This is a genomic window from Paenibacillus sp. FSL R5-0744 (assembly GCF_037972555.1).
GTDB lineage: Bacteria > Bacillota > Bacilli > Paenibacillales > Paenibacillaceae > Paenibacillus_AQ.
In genome coordinates this window covers 5416053-5435604 of the sequence record NZ_CP150228.1, presented here as the reverse complement: position 1 = coordinate 5435604, position 19552 = coordinate 5416053, and the positions used below count along the sequence as shown (strand labels likewise).

Below are 19552 nucleotides of genomic sequence, written 5' to 3'. Positions count from 1 at the left end.
GAGGACGTTATGAACAAGGGTAAAAGCTATATTCGTATCATCACCATTATTTATGTGGCTGCTATAATACTAACGGTGTTCTCCTTTATAGGGTTAGGCTTCTCTGAATCACTGTTTCGATTCGTGATTTCGCTAGTTGCTGTTCTGCTGGCGGAGAGTGTGGTGTATGGCTATTGTATTTTTTGGCTCCGTACTGCAGGTAGTGTGCAGCGGACCTCACCCGTTCTTCTCAGCGGTGCATTCATCACGGGGATTTATGCGGTTGGAGTATTCGCATCGGCTATTGTCTTCGATTGGCTACTGGAGTTGTCCCCTCTGTGGTATGCTGCCGTTCAACTGCTGATTCTTTTGATTGGTGGAATCACACTAGCTGTGATCGGGATTTATGGATGGAATGCCGGAACAGAAGAACAGCAAATGCAGAGGTCCTTGCAAGCTTTTCGGCAGCATCAGAGTGAAATAAACGAGATCAGTACGCTGGCAAGCAGCTGGAACAATCCCGAAACTGAACAGCTTGTAAAATTGCTCAATAAGTTACGAGATCAATTCAAGTTCAGTGATCCTGTATCAGATCCATCTTTATATGCTACTGAGGATATCATGCATCAGCAGATCTCCCTGTTGCATGATCATGTGAAGCTTCTGCTCATGACAAATGAGCCACATGAGAACTGGCAAGCTGAAATCAACGAAATGGCCGACAGTATTAAAGCTACACTAGAGCGGCGAAATCGGGAATTAGCGGCACTTAAATAGGAGGAAATAACTACATGAACAGATTGAACATACAAGAGCCGTCACCGACCCCAGCGGGGAGTGCAGCGGTTCCTCTGATTAAATTAGACCGGACTGGGTTTGATTATGTCATTCTTGCAGCAGCTTATCTATTCACACCCATTGGACTCGTTCTTGCATTGTTACGTTTGATGCTAACTCATTATAAAAATCATCGGAGACCCACCAATCTAAATCTGATCATGCATGTATTTATCGGAGGATTTGTTGAGCTCTCTATTGCAATGTTTGTGGATACCATGAGTGGAAACACTGGAACTTCCGAATTATTAACGATCCAGATTTTCCTTGCAGTCATATTTTTGATTCCGGCACTTATTCTTGCGAGTGTGACAGCAAAAGCTAAATATACACTTTCTAAGCTTAACACTTCTTATATAGAGCTGATTCAAAATAAAAATATCCGATATGTCGGCAGTATATCTGAACGGATAGGTCAAAGCGATAGCGATGTACGGAGAGATGTCCAGTATCTAAAGAATAAAGGATTATTGGATATTGATATTGTACTTTCAGAGGGGCGCCAGACGCCAGATCCATCCATGGCAGCACCTAATCTTGTTCATTCTGGAAGGACATCAGGCTTCGGAGCTCAAGCTTCGGGACAGCAGATTCATTCTCAACCGCAGTCCTCACCGCTGCTGCCTAAGTCTATCCGTTGTCCGGGCTGCGGAGCACAGAACACGGTTCAGCCTAGTCAGTCTAAGAGCTGTGAATACTGTGGCACGATGATATCGTACAGTTAATGCCAAGGTTCTCCCTGAGCATTGTAGATATAACTTAACTAGGGGAGATAAAAGATGAGTAAATTGGATATACGAAGGCAGCCACCAACAACTGGCAAACCGATATATAAGCACGAATATGAGCGGACGGCGTTTGATTATACGACTATTGTGTTTGCGTATGTATTTGCTCCGGTTGGCTTTATATTGGCTGCCGTTCGGTTATTATCTACACATTCCAAGAGACAGCGCAAAGCAAGCAATATTAACCTGTTTTATCATGCATGTATGGGTGCCTTTGTAGAATTGGCGATCTATTTCATTATTAGCAAGCTACTCGGTCAAATCGATTATGTCGCACTCTTGATCAGGCTGGTAATTATCTACGCATTGTTTAGGATTCCCGCCATCAAATTGTCGGTTAGGGCCGTAGGATGGAGAGAGGGATTCACCTATCTTTGCAATGACTATATCGCTTTGGTTCTTGTGGACGGCATAAGGCATATCGGCAGCCTATCCGATATTCGCGGATTCAGTGAAGAGAACGTCCGCGAGGTTTTGGAATATTTAAAAGATCAGGGAGTACTTTCTCCAGATATTGTTTATTATGAAGGACGTGTAGACAATCCATTTGTAAAATTGCCGCCGAAGCTTATTTATTCCAAACGGGCACAAGCACTGGTGCGTGCGCCTGAGAATAACCTTCGCTACCGTAACAAGCGAGACCGGACAGTGTTTGATCGAATCATCATGGCGATTGCCTATTTGTTTGCTCCGCTTGGGTTTGTACTTGCGATGCTTCGTTTTGTAAGCACTCATTATAAGAATGAGCGGAAATCATTTAACTACAAATTGCTCTATCATGTATGTATGGGAGCTTTTATGGAACTTGCCGTCCTCTTCGCCGTGGGGACCTACAAAGGGGATTTTAAGTGGTTCACTTTATTGATCATTCTGGTGGTCCTCTACTTGATCTTTATAATTCCGGCGGACAGCTTTGCAGGGAGGGCTACCTTCGCAACAGAAAACTTTGATTTTCTGTGCAAGAAGTATCTCATGCTGATCATAGTGGATGATGTTAGACATATTGGTAATTTAGCTGATATCACGAAACAAAGTGAAGATGATGTACGTAGAGACCTACGGTATTTGGTGAGATGGGGGTTACTTGCTTCTGATCTTGTCTATTATGAAGGACGTGTTAAGCTCTTAGATAAACAACCGCCCAATCTTGTACATCCTGACCGGGCACAGCCCTCCGCGGCATCAGAGAACCAGCCATCATCTGGGCGGCAGTCATTACCGGAGAAAAGGCCTAATCCACCTGTCCAACTGCCGAAATCCATCGTTTGTCCGAGTTGCGGTGCTAAGAGTAGAGTACTTCCTGGGCAGGATAAGATCTGTGACTATTGCGGGACGACGATTCCATACAGTTAGCGTACATACGATTGCCTGCTGCCCCCGGGAATCCGGGGGTTTTGCTGCACCGAACTCCCTGGCCTCAGAGTATACATATAAAGTTATTGCATTTTATAAGTCTTTTCCGATATAATGTCCACTAAGAAAACACAAAAGTCTTTGAGGTGAGGACGTTCGTGAAAGAACGCTATTATTTGGTCCGTGAGGACATATTACCTGATGCCGTACTTAAGACTATGCAGGTCAAACAATTGCTTGAGGCCGGGGATGCGAAGACCGTACATGAGGGTGTAGAACAGGTAGGATTGAGCCGGAGCGCTTTTTATAAATACAAGGATGGCATTCACCTGATCCATCAGCTCGAACGTGAGCGAATTGTTACGATCTCCATGGATTTGGAACATGAATCGGGGATGCTCTCCAAGGTTCTAGGATCTGTGGCGGGGCATGGGGCTAACGTGCTGACGATTCACCAGAGTATTCCCCTACAAGGACGAGCGAATGTGGTGATTTCCGTGGAAATCTCACATTTGAATGAGGAGCTCGGAGAGATGCTTGATAGTCTGAAGAATATTCCGGGAGTGAAGCGCGCCCTAATCGTTGGACAGGGATAGAGAAATTATATACGTAAAACTTTTAGGAGGATACTGATGAAGCCGGTTAAAGTAGGATTGCTGGGTCTGGGAACAGTTGGTACAGGTGTAGTTCGTATCGTGGAAGGAAATCAGGAGGATTTGAGCAGTCAAGTAGGCTCTCCAATACTCATTGAGCGCATAGCGGTGAATAATTCCAATAAGCTACGTGATATTGAGGTCGACCCTGCCAAAATAACAACAGATCCATGGGATGTTATTCGTGACCCTGAGATCGATGTAATCGTTGAAGTGATGGGTGGTATCGATGGAACAAAGGAATATATTCTTGAAGCTTTGGACCGCGGTAAACATGTCGTAACTGCGAATAAGGACTTGATGGCGCTGCACGGTTCGGAGATTCTGGCTAAGGCGCAAGAGAAGCAATGTGATGTCTTTTATGAGGCTAGTGTTGCAGGTGGTATTCCGATTATTCGGACGCTTATCGAAGGCTTTTCTTCAGATAAGATCATGAAGATTATAGGTATTGTGAATGGAACAACTAATTACATACTAACCAAAATGAGCCAAGAAGGCGCATCCTACAATGATGTGTTAAAAGAAGCGCAGGATTTAGGATATGCAGAGGCTGATCCAACTTCCGATGTTGAAGGTCTGGATGCTGCCCGCAAAATGGCGATTCTCGGGACCCTAGGCTTCCGTACTAACGTGGAGCTACATGACGTCAGTGTGAGCGGGATTTCAGAAGTGAGTAAAGCCGATATTGCCTTTGCAAAGCGTCTCGGATACGAAATCAAGCTGCTAGGCATTGCTGAACGTCAGGATGAGGAATTCAGTATCAGTGTTCAACCGACCTTGATTCGAGCAAGTCATCCACTTGCATCTGTAAATGGTGTCTTCAATGCAGTTTATGTGTATGGTGAGGCAGTAGGAGAGACAATGTTCTATGGTGCGGGCGCGGGTGCAATGCCAACGGCAACTTCGGTAGTAGCTGACTTGGTAGCCATTATTAAGAACCTCAAGCTGGGTGTTAATGGATTGAAGCAGAAAGTACCTTATAAGCAGAAGAAGCTTAAGAGTGATGAGGATATCTTTTATAAAAACTTCCTACTTTTACACGTTGATGATAAAGCAGGCGTATTGGCCAAGATTACTCAGGTGTTTGCCGAGTATGACGTGAGTCTTGATTCGGTAGTTCAGCAAGCCAATCCAAATAATCCTGATGCGGAGATTATTATTGTTACCCATAACGCCAGCAAAGCAAGTATGAATAAAGTGCTGCGCCACTTTAAGGAACTGAAAGTCATCCACCGGATCAAGAGTCATTATCGTGTGGAAGGTTAGCACTGTAGATGGACTATACTTTCTATATTTAAACAATGAGTAAGGAGATTGCACCTGTTATGAGTACTTATGGAGTAGCAAGGGTTAAAGTACCTGCTAGTACTGCCAATCTTGGTCCGGGCTTCGATACTCTTGGCATGGCATTGCCGCTGTATGCCTGGATTGAGATGGAGGAAGCAGAGGAGACAGTTTTTCATCTATATGGTGACGAGATGAAGGGAGTGGCTCGGGATAAGAGTAATTTACTCTATAAGGTCGCTCAAATGGTATTTGCAGAGGCTGGCGTTACGATGCCTGAAATATCTATTTCGATGTACTCTGAGATTCCGCTTACGCGTGGACTCGGCAGCAGTGCCTCGGCCATCATTGGGGGCATGGTCGCAGCTAATACGATGATCGGCTCTCCGCTCGATGATGCCAAGCTGTTTGATATGGCTACCCAGCTTGAGAAGCATCCTGACAATGTAGGAGCTTCCTTGTTTGGTGGCATCATTACCGCAGTGTGGGACGGTGATCATGCGGATTACGTTCGCCTTGATCCACCTCAAGACCTTGAAGTTCTCGTGGTTATTCCAGAATTCGAGCTGGAAACCACAAAAGCACGGGGAGTGCTTCCAACAGAAATCTCAGTTAGTGATGCTGTGTACAACATCAGCAGAACCTCTTTAATGACAGCCTCGTTTGCATCAGGTCGGCTTGACCTGATCAGTAGAGCGATGCAGGATCGTCTGCATCAGCCCTATCGTGCAGCACTTATTCCAGGCATGGAGAAGCTGCTCGCGGAAGCACCTAACCATGGTGCTTTAGGAATCGCACTTAGCGGTGCCGGTCCTACCCTACTGTGTTTAGTTGATCGCCATGAGACTCGTAAGCGAGAGCTTGAGGCTTTCCTGATGAATACGATGCAAGAACACGGCATCTCTGCTCAGACTTGCTGGCTGATGCCTTGTACTTCAGGTGTTACATCAGAGCTTCTTGAAAGAAACGAGATGCAAAACGTATCATTTTTGGATATGATAAAAGGAGAAGTACGGTTATGAAATCAATAGCGGTATTGCCGCAGGGCTCGGTATCTCACGAAGCGCTGCTGCATTTGTTTAACGGCGAGCCTGTAAAAATTGTGCATCACAAGCTAATTTCCGATGTCTTTCTCTCTACGGCTGGTGGCACCACTGATTACAGCGTTATCCCGATTGAGAATACTATTGAAGGCTCAGTTAGTCTACATATTGATTGGCTCATTAATGAGGTCGATCTGCCTATGCAGGCTGAATGGATCTTTCCATCGATACAGAATCTCATCGGTCACCCGCTGGAATTCAGAGATACGAACGGCAATAAGGATTTCACTAAAATTAAAAAAATCCTTTCGCATCCTGTTGCAATGGCACAATGCATGCAATTTGTTCGGAAGCATGCACCTTGGGCTGAACTGGAGTCGGTCGGAAGCACCTCTGAAGCTGTTGAAATCGTTAAGAACAATCCTGACAAGGGCTGGGCTGCGATTGGTACTGCTCTTGGCGCAGCAACTCATGGGCTGGAGATTGTTGATCGGAAAGTTACAGATCACAACAACAACTACACGCGATTTGTCCTTGTCGGTCCGCAGAAGGTTGATCTTCCACGGAGCAGCAATGGTGTAAAGACGAGTGTCCTAGTTACGCTGCCGGAGGATTTTCCCGGTGCTTTGCATCAGGTCCTCGCTGCCTTTTCTTGGCGGAAGCTGAATTTATCGCGTATTGAATCACGACCAACGAAAAAGAAGTTGGGTACTTATTATTTTTATATTGATGTGCTGGAACCGATAGAATCAGTCCTGCTGCCAGGAGCGATTGAAGAGATTAGCGCTTTAGGCTGTCAGGTTCGGATTCTGGGCTCGTATCCCACATACACCTATGAGGAAGAGAAAGCGGAGGTGCAGTAAATTCATGGCTGAACAATGGATCTATCTGGATGGACAACACGTAACTAAGGAAAATGCAAAGGTATCCGTTTTTGATCACGGTTTTTTGTATGGAGACGGCATATTTGAAGGTATTCGTATCTACAATGGTAATATTTTTAAATGTAAAGAGCATTTGGACAGACTATATGATTCGGCGAAGTCGATCATGCTGGACATTCCGCTCACTTATGACGAGATGCTGGAAGCTATGGCTGAAACGATTCGCCTTAACGACATGCGTAACGGTTATATTCGACTGATCGTATCCCGTGGTCCTGGTAACTTGGGTCTTGATCCACGCCGTTGCCCTAAAGCCAGCGTAATCATTATCGTTGAACAATTAGCTATTTACCCAGAGCAAGCGTACATTAATGGGCTTCGCGCTGTTTCTGTATCCCAACGTCGTAATATTCCGGATGCACTGAATCCGAAGATTAAATCGCTTAACTATCTCAACAATATCCTAGTGAAAATCCAGTCCAATCTGGCAGAAGCCGATGAAGCAATCATGATGAATGCTCAAGGATATGTTACTGAAGGATCTGGAGATAATATTTTCATCATCAAAAATGGTGTGGTCTTTACTCCTCCATGCTATTTGGGAGCGCTTGAAGGAATCACACGTCTGGCGATCATCGAGTTATGTGAGAAATTGGGTATTAAGCTAAAAGAAGAACCATTCACTATGCATGATGTTTACATAGCGGACGAGGTATTCTTCACAGGTACTGCTGCTGAAGTTATTGCTGCGCGTGAAATTGACGGCCGAATCATTGGTGAAGGACAAGCGGGTCCAATCACTTTGAGATTGCTTGAAGAGTTCCGCAATGTTGTTGACAAAGATGGCTACAAGGTTTGGGAATAACAGTTAATCGTACAATTTGCTCTTTACATGCTAGTCGAGTAATGAGTATTGAATAGGCATTAGATATCCTTTCATGTATATGAAGAAGATGGCCGGAGGTCTCTGGTAAATCTTTTCATGTCTCATGAAAGGATTTTTTTTATTTCAGGGATGTCATTCGCCCATGGGCTGCATAAGATGTAGTAACGAAGGAGGCGGCTGTACCGCATATAACTCTGTAAGAGAGCAATGTTCCATCCAAAGGGTGTTTGCTTTCAAAGCCAGTTTTGCTGTGTAGCTGTAAGAAAGCAATACTCCACAAAACTTTTAGGAGGTTAATGCTACGTGAAAATACACATTGTCAAACAAGGCGATAGTCTGTATGCATTATCGCAAAAGTACGGAGTGCCGTTACAGAAAATTATTGAAGCTAATCCACAGATCAGTAATCCGAATGTGCTGGCACTTGGTGAAAAAGTAAAAATACCTACGGCTCCTGTATCCGTACCGGATAACAGTGAAGTTTACTACAAGCATACAGTCAAACAAGGAGATACCTTATGGAAATTATCTAAGGCGTGGGGAATCCCTTTAAAAGATATGGTTGAAGCAAACCCCCAGCTGAAGAATCCGAATGTACTGATGTTAGGGGAAGTAGTCAACATTCCTAAAAAGACATCAAACGCTTCACCCGTACAGCCAGGCTACATGCCTTCTAATGCTTCTGAGAAAACACAAGTTGGCGGGAAGGAATATACGGGTCCAAAAGAACAGCCAGTAGCTGAGGTAGTTCCTGCACCAAAACCGGAAACTAAACCAGAGGTCAAACCAGAAACTAAACCGGAAGCAAAAGCAGAAAATAAACCAGAGGCTAAAGCGGAAACTAAACCTGCACCTAAATCATCGCCAAATATCTCGCCTTTGTACAATTCTGCACCACACCCATCGATGAACATTGCCCCTATTAATACTCAAAATGCTGCACCTAATCCTGCACCGAATATGCAGATGGAAGTTGCTCCTGTGCAAGAAATTGAAATGCAGAGCCTATTTGTTCAGATTACAGTTCCAAATCAAGAGCCTGTAGCTCATCATGAGGCAGCAAAAGCTGAGATAAAGCCAGTGGCTTGCAAAGAGGAAAAGGCAGATGCTTGTGACAACATGGGATATCCAGGACTTGGAGGGAATCCTTATCTCTATGATTCTTATCAAAATAGCCCAAATATGAACATGAATTGGGCACCAAGTTATGTTCAACCGGCGTCATATGGACCTGAATGCATGTCTCCATACTACTTTTCAGAAAATATGTATTCACCTAATATGAGTCCAGAACAATGGAATCCGAATGCTGCACCTAATGTGAGTCCAGAACAATGGAATCCGAATGCTGCGCCTAATGTGAGCCCAGAACAATGGAATCCGAATGCTTGGCCTAACATGAGTCCAGAACAATGGAATCCGAATGCTGCGTCTAACATGAGTCCAGAACAATGGAATCCGAACGCTTGGCCTAATATGAGTCCAGAACAATGGAATCCAAATGCTGCATCTAACAATATGGAGGCTAATGTTTCAGGGATGAACCCGATGTATGGGATGTCATCGAACCTTCCTTGGCCAACTACTTGTGGGTGTGGGGGAATGCATGTTCAACCCTATTCATATGAAATGCCCGTATATAATACCTATCCTGCATATGGAAACCCAAATGCATTCTCTGCTTATGGAGCGGGAACACCTAATCAGGGAATAGTTCCAACATCTCCTCTTGGAGCTTTTGGCGGGCCGATAATGTCGAGTATTCCGTCTAATCCGCAGTATCCAGGTATTGGTAATTATTCGCAGCATAATCGGGTTCCGGAAATCCAAGATCCTGAAACGTTTGTACAGGACACTCCCGAAGTTGTTAGAACAGTGAGTGAGGAATCTACTTCTGGCGCTTCTCTCAAGAGCAAGGGAACTGGAACGAAGGAAACGGCATCAAAAGCAAAGACCTCGAGTCAAAACAGCAGTAAGAAAAACAATACAGGTGTGAAGTCTCAACGTTCAAAAGCTGGTGGTCGTACAGAGAGCTCAAAGAAACGCAGAAATCCGTGGATTTCTAATTAATACAGTTCTGAACTAACATCCAATCTCTATTTAACGTGTAGGTTCTGATTATTAGAATCTGCACGTTTTTTATGAGAAGATGGGAACGAGAAGTAGGACTGAGGCGAAAGTACTTATTTATGTTTTTTGAATTTAGGGGTTGTTTTTAAAGTGGGTTATATGTTACATTATAAATCCAGTCGCAAAGAGGAGATATAAACTTTCGGTTGGTGAATGTTAATCCGGATGAAATTACAAAAGACTTTGAAAAAAAAGTGTTGCAATTCATCGGAAAACATGATATATTATAAAAGTTGCTGCTGAGACATTAAACGGCGCCAACGAGAACTTGATCTTTGAAAACTGAACAACGAGTGAGTAGGAAATCACGAAAGTGAAATCCAAAATTAGAGAATTAATTTTCTCGTCAGATGTTTCAAAATGAGCATATCGCTCTTTTCAATACTAATTGGAGAGTTTGATCCTGGCTCAGGACGAACGCTGGCGGCGTGCCTAATACATGCAAGTCGAGCGGAGTTACTTTGAAAGCTTGCTTTCAAAGTAACTTAGCGGCGGACGGGTGAGTAACACGTAGGCAACCTGCCCCTTAGACTGGGATAACTACCGGAAACGGTAGCTAATACCGGATAATTTCTTTTTTCTCCTGAAGAAAGAATGAAAGACGGAGCAATCTGTCACTGAGGGATGGGCCTGCGGCGCATTAGCTAGTTGGTGGGGTAACGGCCCACCAAGGCGACGATGCGTAGCCGACCTGAGAGGGTGAACGGCCACACTGGGACTGAGACACGGCCCAGACTCCTACGGGAGGCAGCAGTAGGGAATCTTCCGCAATGGACGAAAGTCTGACGGAGCAACGCCGCGTGAGTGATGAAGGTTTTCGGATCGTAAAGCTCTGTTGCCAGGGAAGAACGTCCGGTAGAGTAACTGCTATCGGAGTGACGGTACCTGAGAAGAAAGCCCCGGCTAACTACGTGCCAGCAGCCGCGGTAATACGTAGGGGGCAAGCGTTGTCCGGAATTATTGGGCGTAAAGCGCGCGCAGGCGGTCATTTAAGTCTGGTGTTTAAACCTTGGGCTCAACCTGAGGTCGCACTGGAAACTGGGTGACTTGAGTACAGAAGAGGAAAGTGGAATTCCACGTGTAGCGGTGAAATGCGTAGATATGTGGAGGAACACCAGTGGCGAAGGCGACTTTCTGGGCTGTAACTGACGCTGAGGCGCGAAAGCGTGGGGAGCAAACAGGATTAGATACCCTGGTAGTCCACGCCGTAAACGATGAGTGCTAGGTGTTAGGGGTTTCGATACCCTTGGTGCCGAAGTTAACACAGTAAGCACTCCGCCTGGGGAGTACGGTCGCAAGACTGAAACTCAAAGGAATTGACGGGGACCCGCACAAGCAGTGGAGTATGTGGTTTAATTCGAAGCAACGCGAAGAACCTTACCAGGTCTTGACATCCCTCTGAATCCACTAGAGATAGTGGCGGCCTTCGGGACAGAGGAGACAGGTGGTGCATGGTTGTCGTCAGCTCGTGTCGTGAGATGTTGGGTTAAGTCCCGCAACGAGCGCAACCCTTAACTTTAGTTGCCAGCAAGTAATGTTGGGCACTCTAGAGTGACTGCCGGTGACAAACCGGAGGAAGGTGGGGATGACGTCAAATCATCATGCCCCTTATGACCTGGGCTACACACGTACTACAATGGCCGGTACAACGGGAAGCGAAACCGCGAGGTGAAGCCAATCCCATCAAAGCCGGTCTCAGTTCGGATTGCAGGCTGCAACTCGCCTGCATGAAGTCGGAATTGCTAGTAATCGCGGATCAGCATGCCGCGGTGAATACGTTCCCGGGTCTTGTACACACCGCCCGTCACACCACGAGAGTTTACAACACCCGAAGTCGGTGGGGTAACCCGCAAGGGAGCCAGCCGCCGAAGGTGGGGTAGATGATTGGGGTGAAGTCGTAACAAGGTAGCCGTATCGGAAGGTGCGGCTGGATCACCTCCTTTCTATGGAGAATCGTCTTCTGCAATGAAGACATTCAAATCGGAAGTTAAACTTCCAAATCTCAGGTTTAGGCCTGTTACTCACTCGTTGCTCAGTTTTGAGAGTTTAAGCTCTCAGTAAGACTTGATCCTTGAAAACTGGATACCGAAACGAATTTGCGTTTTAGAACATCTTTTAGCAACTTGTGCAAACAAGTAAATGTTATTAGTGAGATGATTCCAAGAGAGATATCGTATGATATTTTCCTGCGGAAAAATCAAGGTTAAGCTAATAAGAGCACACGGAGGATGCCTAGGCGCCAGGAGCCGACGAAGGACGTGGCGAACAACGAAACTGCCTCGGGGAGCTGTAAGCAAGCTTTGATCCGGGGGTGTCCGAATGGGGAAACCCAGCTGTGGTAATTCGCAGTTACTCATCTCTGAACACATAGGAGATGTAGAGGCAGACCAGGGGAACTGAAACATCTAAGTACCCTGAGGAAGAGAAAACAATAGTGATTCCGTCAGTAGCGGCGAGCGAACGCGGAACAGCCTAAACCTAAGAGCTTGCTCTTAGGGGTTGTGGGACGTCTCACATGGAGTTACAAAGGAATATGGTAGGTGAAGAGGTCTGGAAAGGCCCGCGATAGAGGTAAAAGCCCTGTAACCTAAACTGTGTTCTCTCCGAGACGGATCCCGAGTAGTGCGGGGCACGTGAAACCCCGTATGAATCCAGCAGGACCATCTGCTAAGGCTAAATACTACCTGGCGACCGATAGTGAAACAGTACCGTGAGGGAAAGGTGAAAAGCACCCCGGAAGGGGAGTGAAATAGAACCTGAAACCGTGTGCTTACAAAAAGTCAGAGCCCTATTAATGGGTGATGGCGTGCCTTTTGTAGAATGAACCGGCGAGTTACGTTTAACATGCAAGGTTAAGTCGAGAAGACGGAGCCGCAGCGAAAGCGAGTCTGAATAGGGCGATTTAGTATGTGGACGTAGACCCGAAACCGTGTGATCTACCCCTGTCCAGGGTGAAGGTGCGGTAACACGCACTGGAGGCCCGAACCCACGCATGTTGAAAAATGCGGGGATGAGGTGGGGGTAGCGGAGAAATTCCAATCGAACTCGGAGATAGCTGGTTCTCCCCGAAATAGCTTTAGGGCTAGCCTCGGTATAAGAGTAGTGGAGGTAGAGCACTGATTGGGTGCGGGGTCCGCAAGGATTACCAAGCTCAGTCAAACTCCGAATGCCATATACTTATTGCCGGGAGTCAGACAGTGAGTGCTAAGATCCATTGTCAAAAGGGAAACAGCCCAGACCATCAGCTAAGGTCCCCAAGTGTGTGTTAAGTGGGAAAGGATGTGGAGTTGCACAGACAACCAGGATGTTGGCTTAGAAGCAGCCACCATTGAAAGAGTGCGTAATAGCTCACTGGTCGAGTGACTCTGCGCCGAAAATGTAACGGGGCTAAACACACCACCGAAGCTATGGCTAGATACGTATGTATCTGGGGTAGGGGAGCGTTGTATGTGGGTTGAAGGTGTACCGTAAGGAGCGCTGGACAGCATACAAGTGAGAATGCCGGTATGAGTAACGAAAAGATCAGTGAGAATCTGATCCGCCGAAAGCCCAAGGTTTCCTGAGGAAGGCTCGTCCGCTCAGGGTAAGTCGGGACCTAAGGCGAGGCCGAAAGGCGTAGTCGAAGGACAACAGTTTGAAATTACTGTACCACCGTAATCCGCTATGAGCGATGGGGTGACGCAGGAGGGTAGTGACGCGGACTGATGGATATGTCCGTCTAAGCAGTGAGGCTGATGTGTAGGCAAATCCGCACATCGTTAAGGCTGGGCTGTGATGGGGAGCGAAAATTACAGTAGCGAAGGTCATGATCTCACACTGCCAAGAAAAGCCTCTAGCCAGGAGAAGGTGCCCGTACCGCAAACCGACACAGGTAGGCGAGAAGAGAATTCTAAGGCGCGCGGAAGAACTCTCGTTAAGGAACTCGGCAAAATGACCCCGTAACTTCGGGAGAAGGGGTGCCCCGGTAGTGTGAATAGCACGAGGGGGCCGCAGTGAAAAGGCCCAAGCGACTGTTTAGCAAAAACACAGGTCTGTGCGAAGCCGCAAGGCGAAGTATACGGGCTGACGCCTGCCCGGTGCTGGAAGGTTAAGGGGAGTGGTTAGGGGTAACCCGAAGCTATGAACCGAAGCCCCAGTAAACGGCGGCCGTAACTATAACGGTCCTAAGGTAGCGAAATTCCTTGTCAGGTAAATTCTGACCCGCACGAATGGCGTAACGACTTGGGCGCTGTCTCAACGAGAGATCCGGTGAAATTTTAATACCTGTGAAGATGCAGGTTACCCGCGACAAGACGGAAAGACCCCATGGAGCTTTACTGCAGCTTGATATTGAATTTGGGTACGATCTGTACAGGATAGGTGGGAGCCGTAGAAATCGGAGCGCAAGCTTCGGTGGAGGCGCCGTTGGGATACCACCCTGATCGTATCTAGGTTCTAACCTAGTACCCTAACCGGGTACGGGGACCGTGTCAGGCGGGCAGTTTGACTGGGGCGGTCGCCTCCTAAAGAGTAACGGAGGCGTTCCAAGGTTCCCTCAGAATGGTTGGAAATCATTCGAAGAGTGCAAAGGCATAAGGGAGCTTGACTGCGAGACCTACAAGTCGAGCAGGGACGAAAGTCGGACTTAGTGATCCGGTGGTACCGCATGGAAGGGCCATCGCTCAACGGATAAAAGCTACCCTGGGGATAACAGGCTTATCTCCCCCAAGAGTCCACATCGACGGGGAGGTTTGGCACCTCGATGTCGGCTCATCGCATCCTGGGGCTGAAGTAGGTCCCAAGGGTTGGGCTGTTCGCCCATTAAAGCGGTACGCGAGCTGGGTTCAGAACGTCGTGAGACAGTTCGGTCCCTATCTGTCGTGGGCGCAGGAAATTTGAGAGGAGCTGTCCTTAGTACGAGAGGACCGGGATGGACGTACCGCTGGTGCACCAGTTGTTTCGCCAGAAGCATGGCTGGGTAGCTACGTACGGACGGGATAAGCGCTGAAAGCATCTAAGCGTGAAGCCCCCCTCAAGATGAGATTTCCCAATTAGTAAGACCCCTTGAAGACGACGAGGTAGATAGGTTGGAGGTGGAAGTGCAGTAATGCATGGAGCTGACCAATACTAATCGGTCGAGGGCTTATCCTATACTTAAGACGCAAATTCAATTCGGATTCAGTTTTCAGGCATCAAGTTCTAAACCATATGGTCCTAGTGGCTGTATGTTGATGAATTTTGTTTTCAGCATTTGGCGATGCTGAGACCTGAATAATGCATTTGTACCGCAAATGCCCGTTTGGTGGCGATAGCGGAGGGGTTCCACGCGTACCCATCCCGAACACGACCGTTAAGCCCTCCAGCGCCGATGGTACTTGGACCGAAGGGTCCTGGGAGAGTAGGACGTTGCCAAGCACGAAAGACCACTGTTGAGTAATCGACAGTGGTCTTTTTGTTGTGCCTTGTAGAGTGAATTTGCTTGTAAGGGTTTTTATGATAAAGTGGTTTAATAGAGTCACTAATAGATTATTCATGGGGGATAAAGATCTTGATTATATGGATCAATGGAGCTTTTGGTGCGGGGAAGACAGAAACTGCATATGAATTACATCGCAGACTTCCTGATTCTTTTGTATACGATCCAGAGAATGTAGGGTATTACATAAGAGCAAACATTCCCGATGTGATGACGAAAAGTGACTTTCAGGACTATTATCTTTGGCGTGAAATTAACCATTCCATGTTAAAATACATAGCTAGCGAATATAGGGGAACGATTATCGTACCTATGACCATAGTCAACCCAGAATATTGGATGGACATTGCTGGTAATCTAATAAATGAGGGATTAGAGGTTCATCATTTTACTTTGTGTGCCTCACGAGAGACGCTGCTCAAGAGATTGGGTGGTAGAGGTGAAGGGAATGACTCGTGGGCCGTTCAACAGATCGACAGATGCCTCACAGGGCTTAATAAGGACGTATTTAAAGACCATTTAGACACAAATAACCTGACTACTCTAGGAGTCGTAAAGATGATAGCTAGTAAGCTTGATATCACTTTAACGCCTATTATAGAAGAAAAGTGAAAATATATTAATTTAGGTATTGCTATACTTCGAAATACATGATATAATATTTTTTGTTGTCAAAACATTTTGTTTTCAATACGGCCCGTTGGTCAAGGGGTTAAGACACCTCCCTTTCACGGAGGTAACATGGGTTCGAATCCCATACGGGTCACCAATTTCTTTAAAACGTAATTGTTCTTCTGAAATAATATGTTGCATTACAGGTTGGATTGTGTTATGATAATTGAGTTGCTTCTTTACATGGAGGCTTAGCTCAGCTGGGAGAGCATCTGCCTTACAAGCAGAGGGTCGGGGGTTCGATCCCCTCAGCCTCCACCATGAAGCTTTCTTATGGTAATGAATAGCTAAATATTTTTAATGACGCGGGGTGGAGCAGCCCGGTAGCTCGTCGGGCTCATAACCCGAAGGCCGCAGGTTCAAATCCTGCCCCCGCAACCAATTTTCATCAAGCAATTATATCTTTTGGAACCGTGGTGTAGTTGGCCTAACATGCCTGCCTGTCACGCAGGAGATCGCGAGTTCGAATCTCGTCGGTTCCGCCATTTTTCTTGCTTCATGAGCCATTAGCTCAGTTGGTAGAGCACCTGACTTTTAATCAGGGTGTCGAAGGTTCGAGTCCTTCATGGCTCACTTCTTAAGTGAGTCGGACACTAATACATACCGTGTGCGGACGTGGCTCAGCGGTAGAGCATCGCCTTGCCAAGGCGAGGGTCGCGGGTTCGATTCCCGTCGTCCGCTCCATATAAATTTTGCGCCCTTAGCTCAGCTGGATAGAGCGTTTGACTACGAATCAAAAGGCCGGGAGTTCGAATCTCTCAGGGCGCGCCATATTTTAACTTCATACTTTGCCGGCGTGGCGGAATGGCAGACGCGCTCGACTCAAAATCGAGAGGGAAACCGTGGAGGTTCGAGTCCTCTCGCCGGTATCAATTAGCAAGCGAAGCTCTTATGCGTTAAGCTAAGGGCTTTTGTTTTTCAAGTATAGTAAGGTAAATCATTATATTGTGGACTCTTAGCTCAGTTGGTAGAGCAGTAGACTCTTAATCTATTTGTCCAGGGTTCGAGCCCCTGAGAGTCCATCCTTAAAAGAAGCGGCAGAGATGCCGTTTCTTTTTTTTATAAGAGTTATACGGTTTCAATTATAGTCACAAAAAAAGCCACGAAGTACGATATTAGCGTACTTCGTGGCTTTTGATATTTATGGAAGGATATTACCCGCAGCGCGGTAAATTTCATACCATTCTGGTCTGGTGAGTGTAATATCGGATGCTTTGGCAATATCCCGCAATCGCTGCGTATTGGTTGTACCTACAACAGGCTGCATATTTGCCGGATGTCTTAGAATCCAGGCAATGGCAATAGCGGTATTGGTAACCTCTTTTTCAGCTGCTAAGCGGTTAATGACCTCGTTCAATTCAGGGAACTTGTCGTTGTCCAAGAATACACCTTCAAAGAACCCATATTGGAAAGGTGACCATGGCTGAATGGTCATGTCGTGTAGACGGCTGTACTCTAAGATCCCGCCGTCATGAACAACCGAACCGGAGTTAGTCATATTCACATTGAAGCCGGTATCAATCATACCCGTAAACATAATGCTCAATTGCAGCTGGTTGAACAGCAGCGGTTGCTTTACATTTTTCTTAAGTAGCTCGATTTGTAACGGGTTCTGGTTGCTGACACCAAAATGCTTGACCAATCCCTTGCTCTCCAGAATGTCAAAAGCCTCAGCCACTTCTTCCGGCTCGAACAGCGTGTCAGGACGGTGAAGCAAGAGCACATCAATATAATCGGTCTTAAAGCGTTTTAGGCTACCCTCTACGGATTGTAGGATATGCTCTTTGGAAAAATCAAAATAACCCTTGCGGATTCCGCATTTGGTTTGGATCAGCATTTTATCACGCATACCAGGATTGTTCTGAAGTACCCCTGCGAATACCTCTTCAGCTTTTCCGTCCGCGTAAATGTCGGCATGATCAAAGAAGTCTATTCCGAGCTCCAACGCACTATGTACATGTGTATCAGCCTCTTTTGCAGACAAATCCGCAATCCGCATACAGCCCAGCGAAATTTGGGATACGTCAAGTACACCATTCGCTACACTAATTTTCTTAACCATGAGTGATTCACTCCTTAGAATGTAAGTTAGAACTTGAAGTATTCTATCAAACCATATCACAAAGTGGGAGGCTAAGCCAATATGCCCTACGACGTATAGGTAGGTTGTAAGCAAAGTACAAAAAAGAGGCCGCCACATCAGTAGACTTCACTACTTTTGCAGACAACCTCTTTGTTTATACATCCAGAATTAGCATATGGATGTATTCAGAATCATTTTAATACATATTCGGAATGTCGACATTAGGATCAATATCTGCTTCGTAGTCTACGCCATCTGTTCTAAAGCCAAACAGATTGAAGAAATCTTGGCGGTAGCCTTCAAGATCAGCCAGCTCACCTGCATTATCAGTTGTCAGCTCGTCCCAACGTTTCATAACCTCTGTCTGAACGTCCTCACGCATTTCCCAGTCGTCAATGCGGATCAAGCAGCTTCCGTCAGCAGTAGCCTTGCCTTCACCGTATAGGTGCTCAGAGAACAAGCGATACATTTGTTCAATACAGTTCTCGTGCAGGCCTTTTTCCTTCATCACTTCATAAAGTGCAGAGATATAAAGGGGTACTACAGGAATAGCTGAGCTGGACTGAGTTACGAGCGCCTTATTAACGGATACAAAGGCACGTCCGCCTTTTGATGAAAGAAGGTCATTCATTTGGATCGCAGTCTGTTCCAGATCGTGCTTGGCTTGGCCAATTGTTCCGTCCCGATAGATAGGGTGAGTGATTTCAGGCCCGATGTAGGAGTAAGCAACGGTAGTAGCACCATCTGCAAGGACATCAGCTGCTTGAAGCTGATCGATCCACATTCTCCAGTCTTCGCCGCCCATTACAGCGATGGTCTGACGTACTTCCTCTTCATTAGCAGGCTCAATGGTGGTCATGGAAACTTCGCCTGTGTGGAAGTTCAAAGTTTTATTCGAATAAGCTGTTCCCACCGGTTTAATAACGGAGGAGAAGGTTTCTCCTGTTACCGGATGGGTACGACGAGGTGAAGCGACACTATAAATAACTAAATCGATGGTGCCGTATTCAGCTTTAATCAATGCAATGGTCTTCTCTTTAATCGCATCTGAGAAGGCATCGCCAACTATGCTGTGTGATTTAAGTCCAAGCTCTGCTGCTTGTTGTTCAAAGGCAGCGGAGTTGTACCAGCCTGCAGATGCGGTGCGCTGACCTTCCGCAGCCTTATCGAAGAACACACCAATGGTATTGGCGCCAGCACCAAAAGCAGCTGAAATTCTAGAAGCCAGTCCGTATCCGGTAGAGGCACCGATGACAAGTACATTCGCAGGTCCCTCAATTTTCTTTTGTGCTTTTACATATTCAATTTGTTGTTCTATTTGTTTGGCGCATCCCTCTGGATGGGCTGTTGTGCATATAAATCCGCGTGTTTTAGGTTGAATAATCATCAAGGAATTCCCCTTTGTATAAAAATTTAAGTCTACTGATACACAGAGAAAGTATAGCAAACAATATTTACTAATACAAAGAATTTAGGATATTCGATAAGAATCCGCTACCCTGTAT

At 46.2% G+C, this 19552-nt stretch carries 12 protein-coding genes, 9 tRNA genes and 3 rRNA genes; 22 read left to right on the top strand and 2 right to left on the bottom strand.

Features of this window, described 5'->3' with window-relative positions:
• The first annotated feature begins 9 nt into the window (after positions 1–9).
• From MKY19_RS24075 to MKY19_RS23970, 22 genes are all read left to right on the top strand, one after another.
• Positions 10–756 carry a hypothetical protein gene (locus MKY19_RS24075; RefSeq protein ID WP_339798178.1) on the top strand — a complete coding sequence of 249 codons (747 nt, stop codon included), beginning with the start codon at positions 10–12 and terminating at the stop codon, positions 754–756.
• A 14-nt stretch (positions 757–770) separates the two neighbouring features.
• Positions 771–1541: a hypothetical protein gene (locus MKY19_RS24070; RefSeq protein ID WP_339266713.1), complete on the top strand. Its 771-nt coding sequence runs from the start codon at positions 771–773 to the stop codon at positions 1539–1541.
• A 54-nt stretch (positions 1542–1595) separates the two neighbouring features.
• Positions 1596–2957 carry a hypothetical protein gene (locus tag MKY19_RS24065; RefSeq protein ID WP_339798176.1) on the top strand — a complete coding sequence of 454 codons (1362 nt, stop codon included), beginning with the start codon at positions 1596–1598 and terminating at the stop codon, positions 2955–2957.
• 158 nt (positions 2958–3115) lie between these two features.
• Positions 3116–3553 carry an ACT domain-containing protein gene (locus tag MKY19_RS24060; protein ID WP_042130552.1) on the top strand — a complete coding sequence of 146 codons (438 nt, stop codon included), beginning with the start codon at positions 3116–3118 and terminating at the stop codon, positions 3551–3553.
• Between the two features lie 36 nt (positions 3554–3589).
• A complete protein-coding gene (locus MKY19_RS24055) occupies positions 3590–4876 on the top strand; it encodes a homoserine dehydrogenase (protein ID WP_149646000.1) in 1287 nt (428 codons plus the stop codon).
• A 59-nt stretch (positions 4877–4935) separates the two neighbouring features.
• Positions 4936–5916: a homoserine kinase gene (gene thrB, locus MKY19_RS24050; RefSeq protein WP_339798172.1), complete on the top strand. Its 981-nt coding sequence runs from the start codon at positions 4936–4938 to the stop codon at positions 5914–5916.
• Complete coding sequence (gene pheA, locus MKY19_RS24045; protein WP_042191147.1) at positions 5913–6800, top strand: prephenate dehydratase; 888 nt, start codon at positions 5913–5915, stop codon at positions 6798–6800. The genes thrB and pheA overlap by 4 nt, the downstream gene beginning before the upstream one ends.
• A gap of 4 nt (positions 6801–6804) precedes the next feature.
• Positions 6805–7686 (top strand): branched-chain-amino-acid transaminase, encoded by an 882-nt coding sequence (ilvE, locus tag MKY19_RS24040; protein WP_339798169.1) that lies wholly within the window; start codon positions 6805–6807, stop codon positions 7684–7686.
• 324 nt (positions 7687–8010) lie between these two features.
• On the top strand, positions 8011–9777 hold the full coding sequence (locus MKY19_RS24035) for a LysM peptidoglycan-binding domain-containing protein (RefSeq protein ID WP_339798167.1): 1767 nt from the start codon (positions 8011–8013) through the stop codon (positions 9775–9777).
• A gap of 445 nt (positions 9778–10222) precedes the next feature.
• A 16S ribosomal RNA gene (locus tag MKY19_RS24030) occupies positions 10223–11780 on the top strand.
• Positions 11781–12038: 258 nt separating this feature from the next.
• A 23S ribosomal RNA gene (locus MKY19_RS24025) occupies positions 12039–14967 on the top strand.
• 147 nt (positions 14968–15114) lie between these two features.
• Positions 15115–15231 (top strand): 5S ribosomal RNA (rrf, locus tag MKY19_RS24020).
• The 16S, 23S and 5S rRNA genes sit together here, the layout of an rRNA operon.
• A gap of 133 nt (positions 15232–15364) precedes the next feature.
• The gene (locus MKY19_RS24015) at positions 15365–15904 is read left to right on the top strand and encodes an AAA family ATPase (RefSeq protein ID WP_076287119.1); all 540 of its coding nucleotides are present in this window, start codon (positions 15365–15367) and stop codon (positions 15902–15904) included.
• An 82-nt stretch (positions 15905–15986) separates the two neighbouring features.
• Positions 15987–16061, top strand: a tRNA-Glu gene (locus tag MKY19_RS24010).
• An 88-nt stretch (positions 16062–16149) separates the two neighbouring features.
• Positions 16150–16225, top strand: a tRNA-Val gene (locus MKY19_RS24005).
• 43 nt (positions 16226–16268) lie between these two features.
• Positions 16269–16345, top strand: a tRNA-Met gene (locus MKY19_RS24000).
• Positions 16346–16371: 26 nt separating this feature from the next.
• Positions 16372–16449: transfer RNA gene (locus MKY19_RS23995), tRNA-Asp, on the top strand.
• 15 nt (positions 16450–16464) lie between these two features.
• Positions 16465–16537, top strand: a tRNA-Lys gene (locus MKY19_RS23990).
• Between the two features lie 36 nt (positions 16538–16573).
• Positions 16574–16648: transfer RNA gene (locus MKY19_RS23985), tRNA-Gly, on the top strand.
• Positions 16649–16658: 10 nt separating this feature from the next.
• Positions 16659–16735: transfer RNA gene (locus MKY19_RS23980), tRNA-Arg, on the top strand.
• 19 nt (positions 16736–16754) lie between these two features.
• Positions 16755–16833: transfer RNA gene (locus MKY19_RS23975), tRNA-Leu, on the top strand.
• Positions 16834–16913: 80 nt separating this feature from the next.
• Positions 16914–16986, top strand: a tRNA-Lys gene (locus MKY19_RS23970).
• Between the two features lie 119 nt (positions 16987–17105).
• Here MKY19_RS23970 and MKY19_RS23965 read toward each other — a convergent pair.
• Both MKY19_RS23965 and fabV read right to left on the bottom strand, forming a co-directional pair.
• Positions 17106–18026 (bottom strand): aldo/keto reductase, encoded by a 921-nt coding sequence (locus MKY19_RS23965; RefSeq protein WP_339798163.1) that lies wholly within the window; start codon positions 18024–18026, stop codon positions 17106–17108.
• A 217-nt stretch (positions 18027–18243) separates the two neighbouring features.
• A complete protein-coding gene (fabV, locus tag MKY19_RS23960) occupies positions 18244–19434 on the bottom strand; it encodes an enoyl-ACP reductase FabV (RefSeq protein ID WP_076284851.1) in 1191 nt (396 codons plus the stop codon).
• Between the last annotated feature and the right edge of the window lie 118 nt (positions 19435–19552).

Bases quoted from the DNA above. Each gene is read 5' to 3' on its own strand.
- MKY19_RS24075 (WP_339798178.1), top strand. From the start codon at position 10: ATGAACAAGGGTAAAAGCTATATTCGTATCATCACCATTATTTATGTG.
- MKY19_RS24070 (WP_339266713.1), top strand. From the start codon at position 771: ATGAACAGATTGAACATACAAGAGCCGTCACCGACCCCAGCGGGGAGT.
- MKY19_RS24065 (WP_339798176.1), top strand. From the start codon at position 1,596: ATGAGTAAATTGGATATACGAAGGCAGCCACCAACAACTGGCAAACCG.
- MKY19_RS24055 (WP_149646000.1), top strand. From the start codon at position 3,590: ATGAAGCCGGTTAAAGTAGGATTGCTGGGTCTGGGAACAGTTGGTACA.
- thrB (WP_339798172.1), top strand. From the start codon at position 4,936: ATGAGTACTTATGGAGTAGCAAGGGTTAAAGTACCTGCTAGTACTGCC.
- pheA (WP_042191147.1), top strand. From the start codon at position 5,913: ATGAAATCAATAGCGGTATTGCCGCAGGGCTCGGTATCTCACGAAGCG.
- ilvE (WP_339798169.1), top strand. From the start codon at position 6,805: ATGGCTGAACAATGGATCTATCTGGATGGACAACACGTAACTAAGGAA.
- MKY19_RS23965 (WP_339798163.1), bottom strand. From the start codon at position 18,026: ATGGTTAAGAAAATTAGTGTAGCGAATGGTGTACTTGACGTATCCCAA.
- fabV (WP_076284851.1), bottom strand. From the start codon at position 19,434: ATGATTATTCAACCTAAAACACGCGGATTTATATGCACAACAGCCCAT.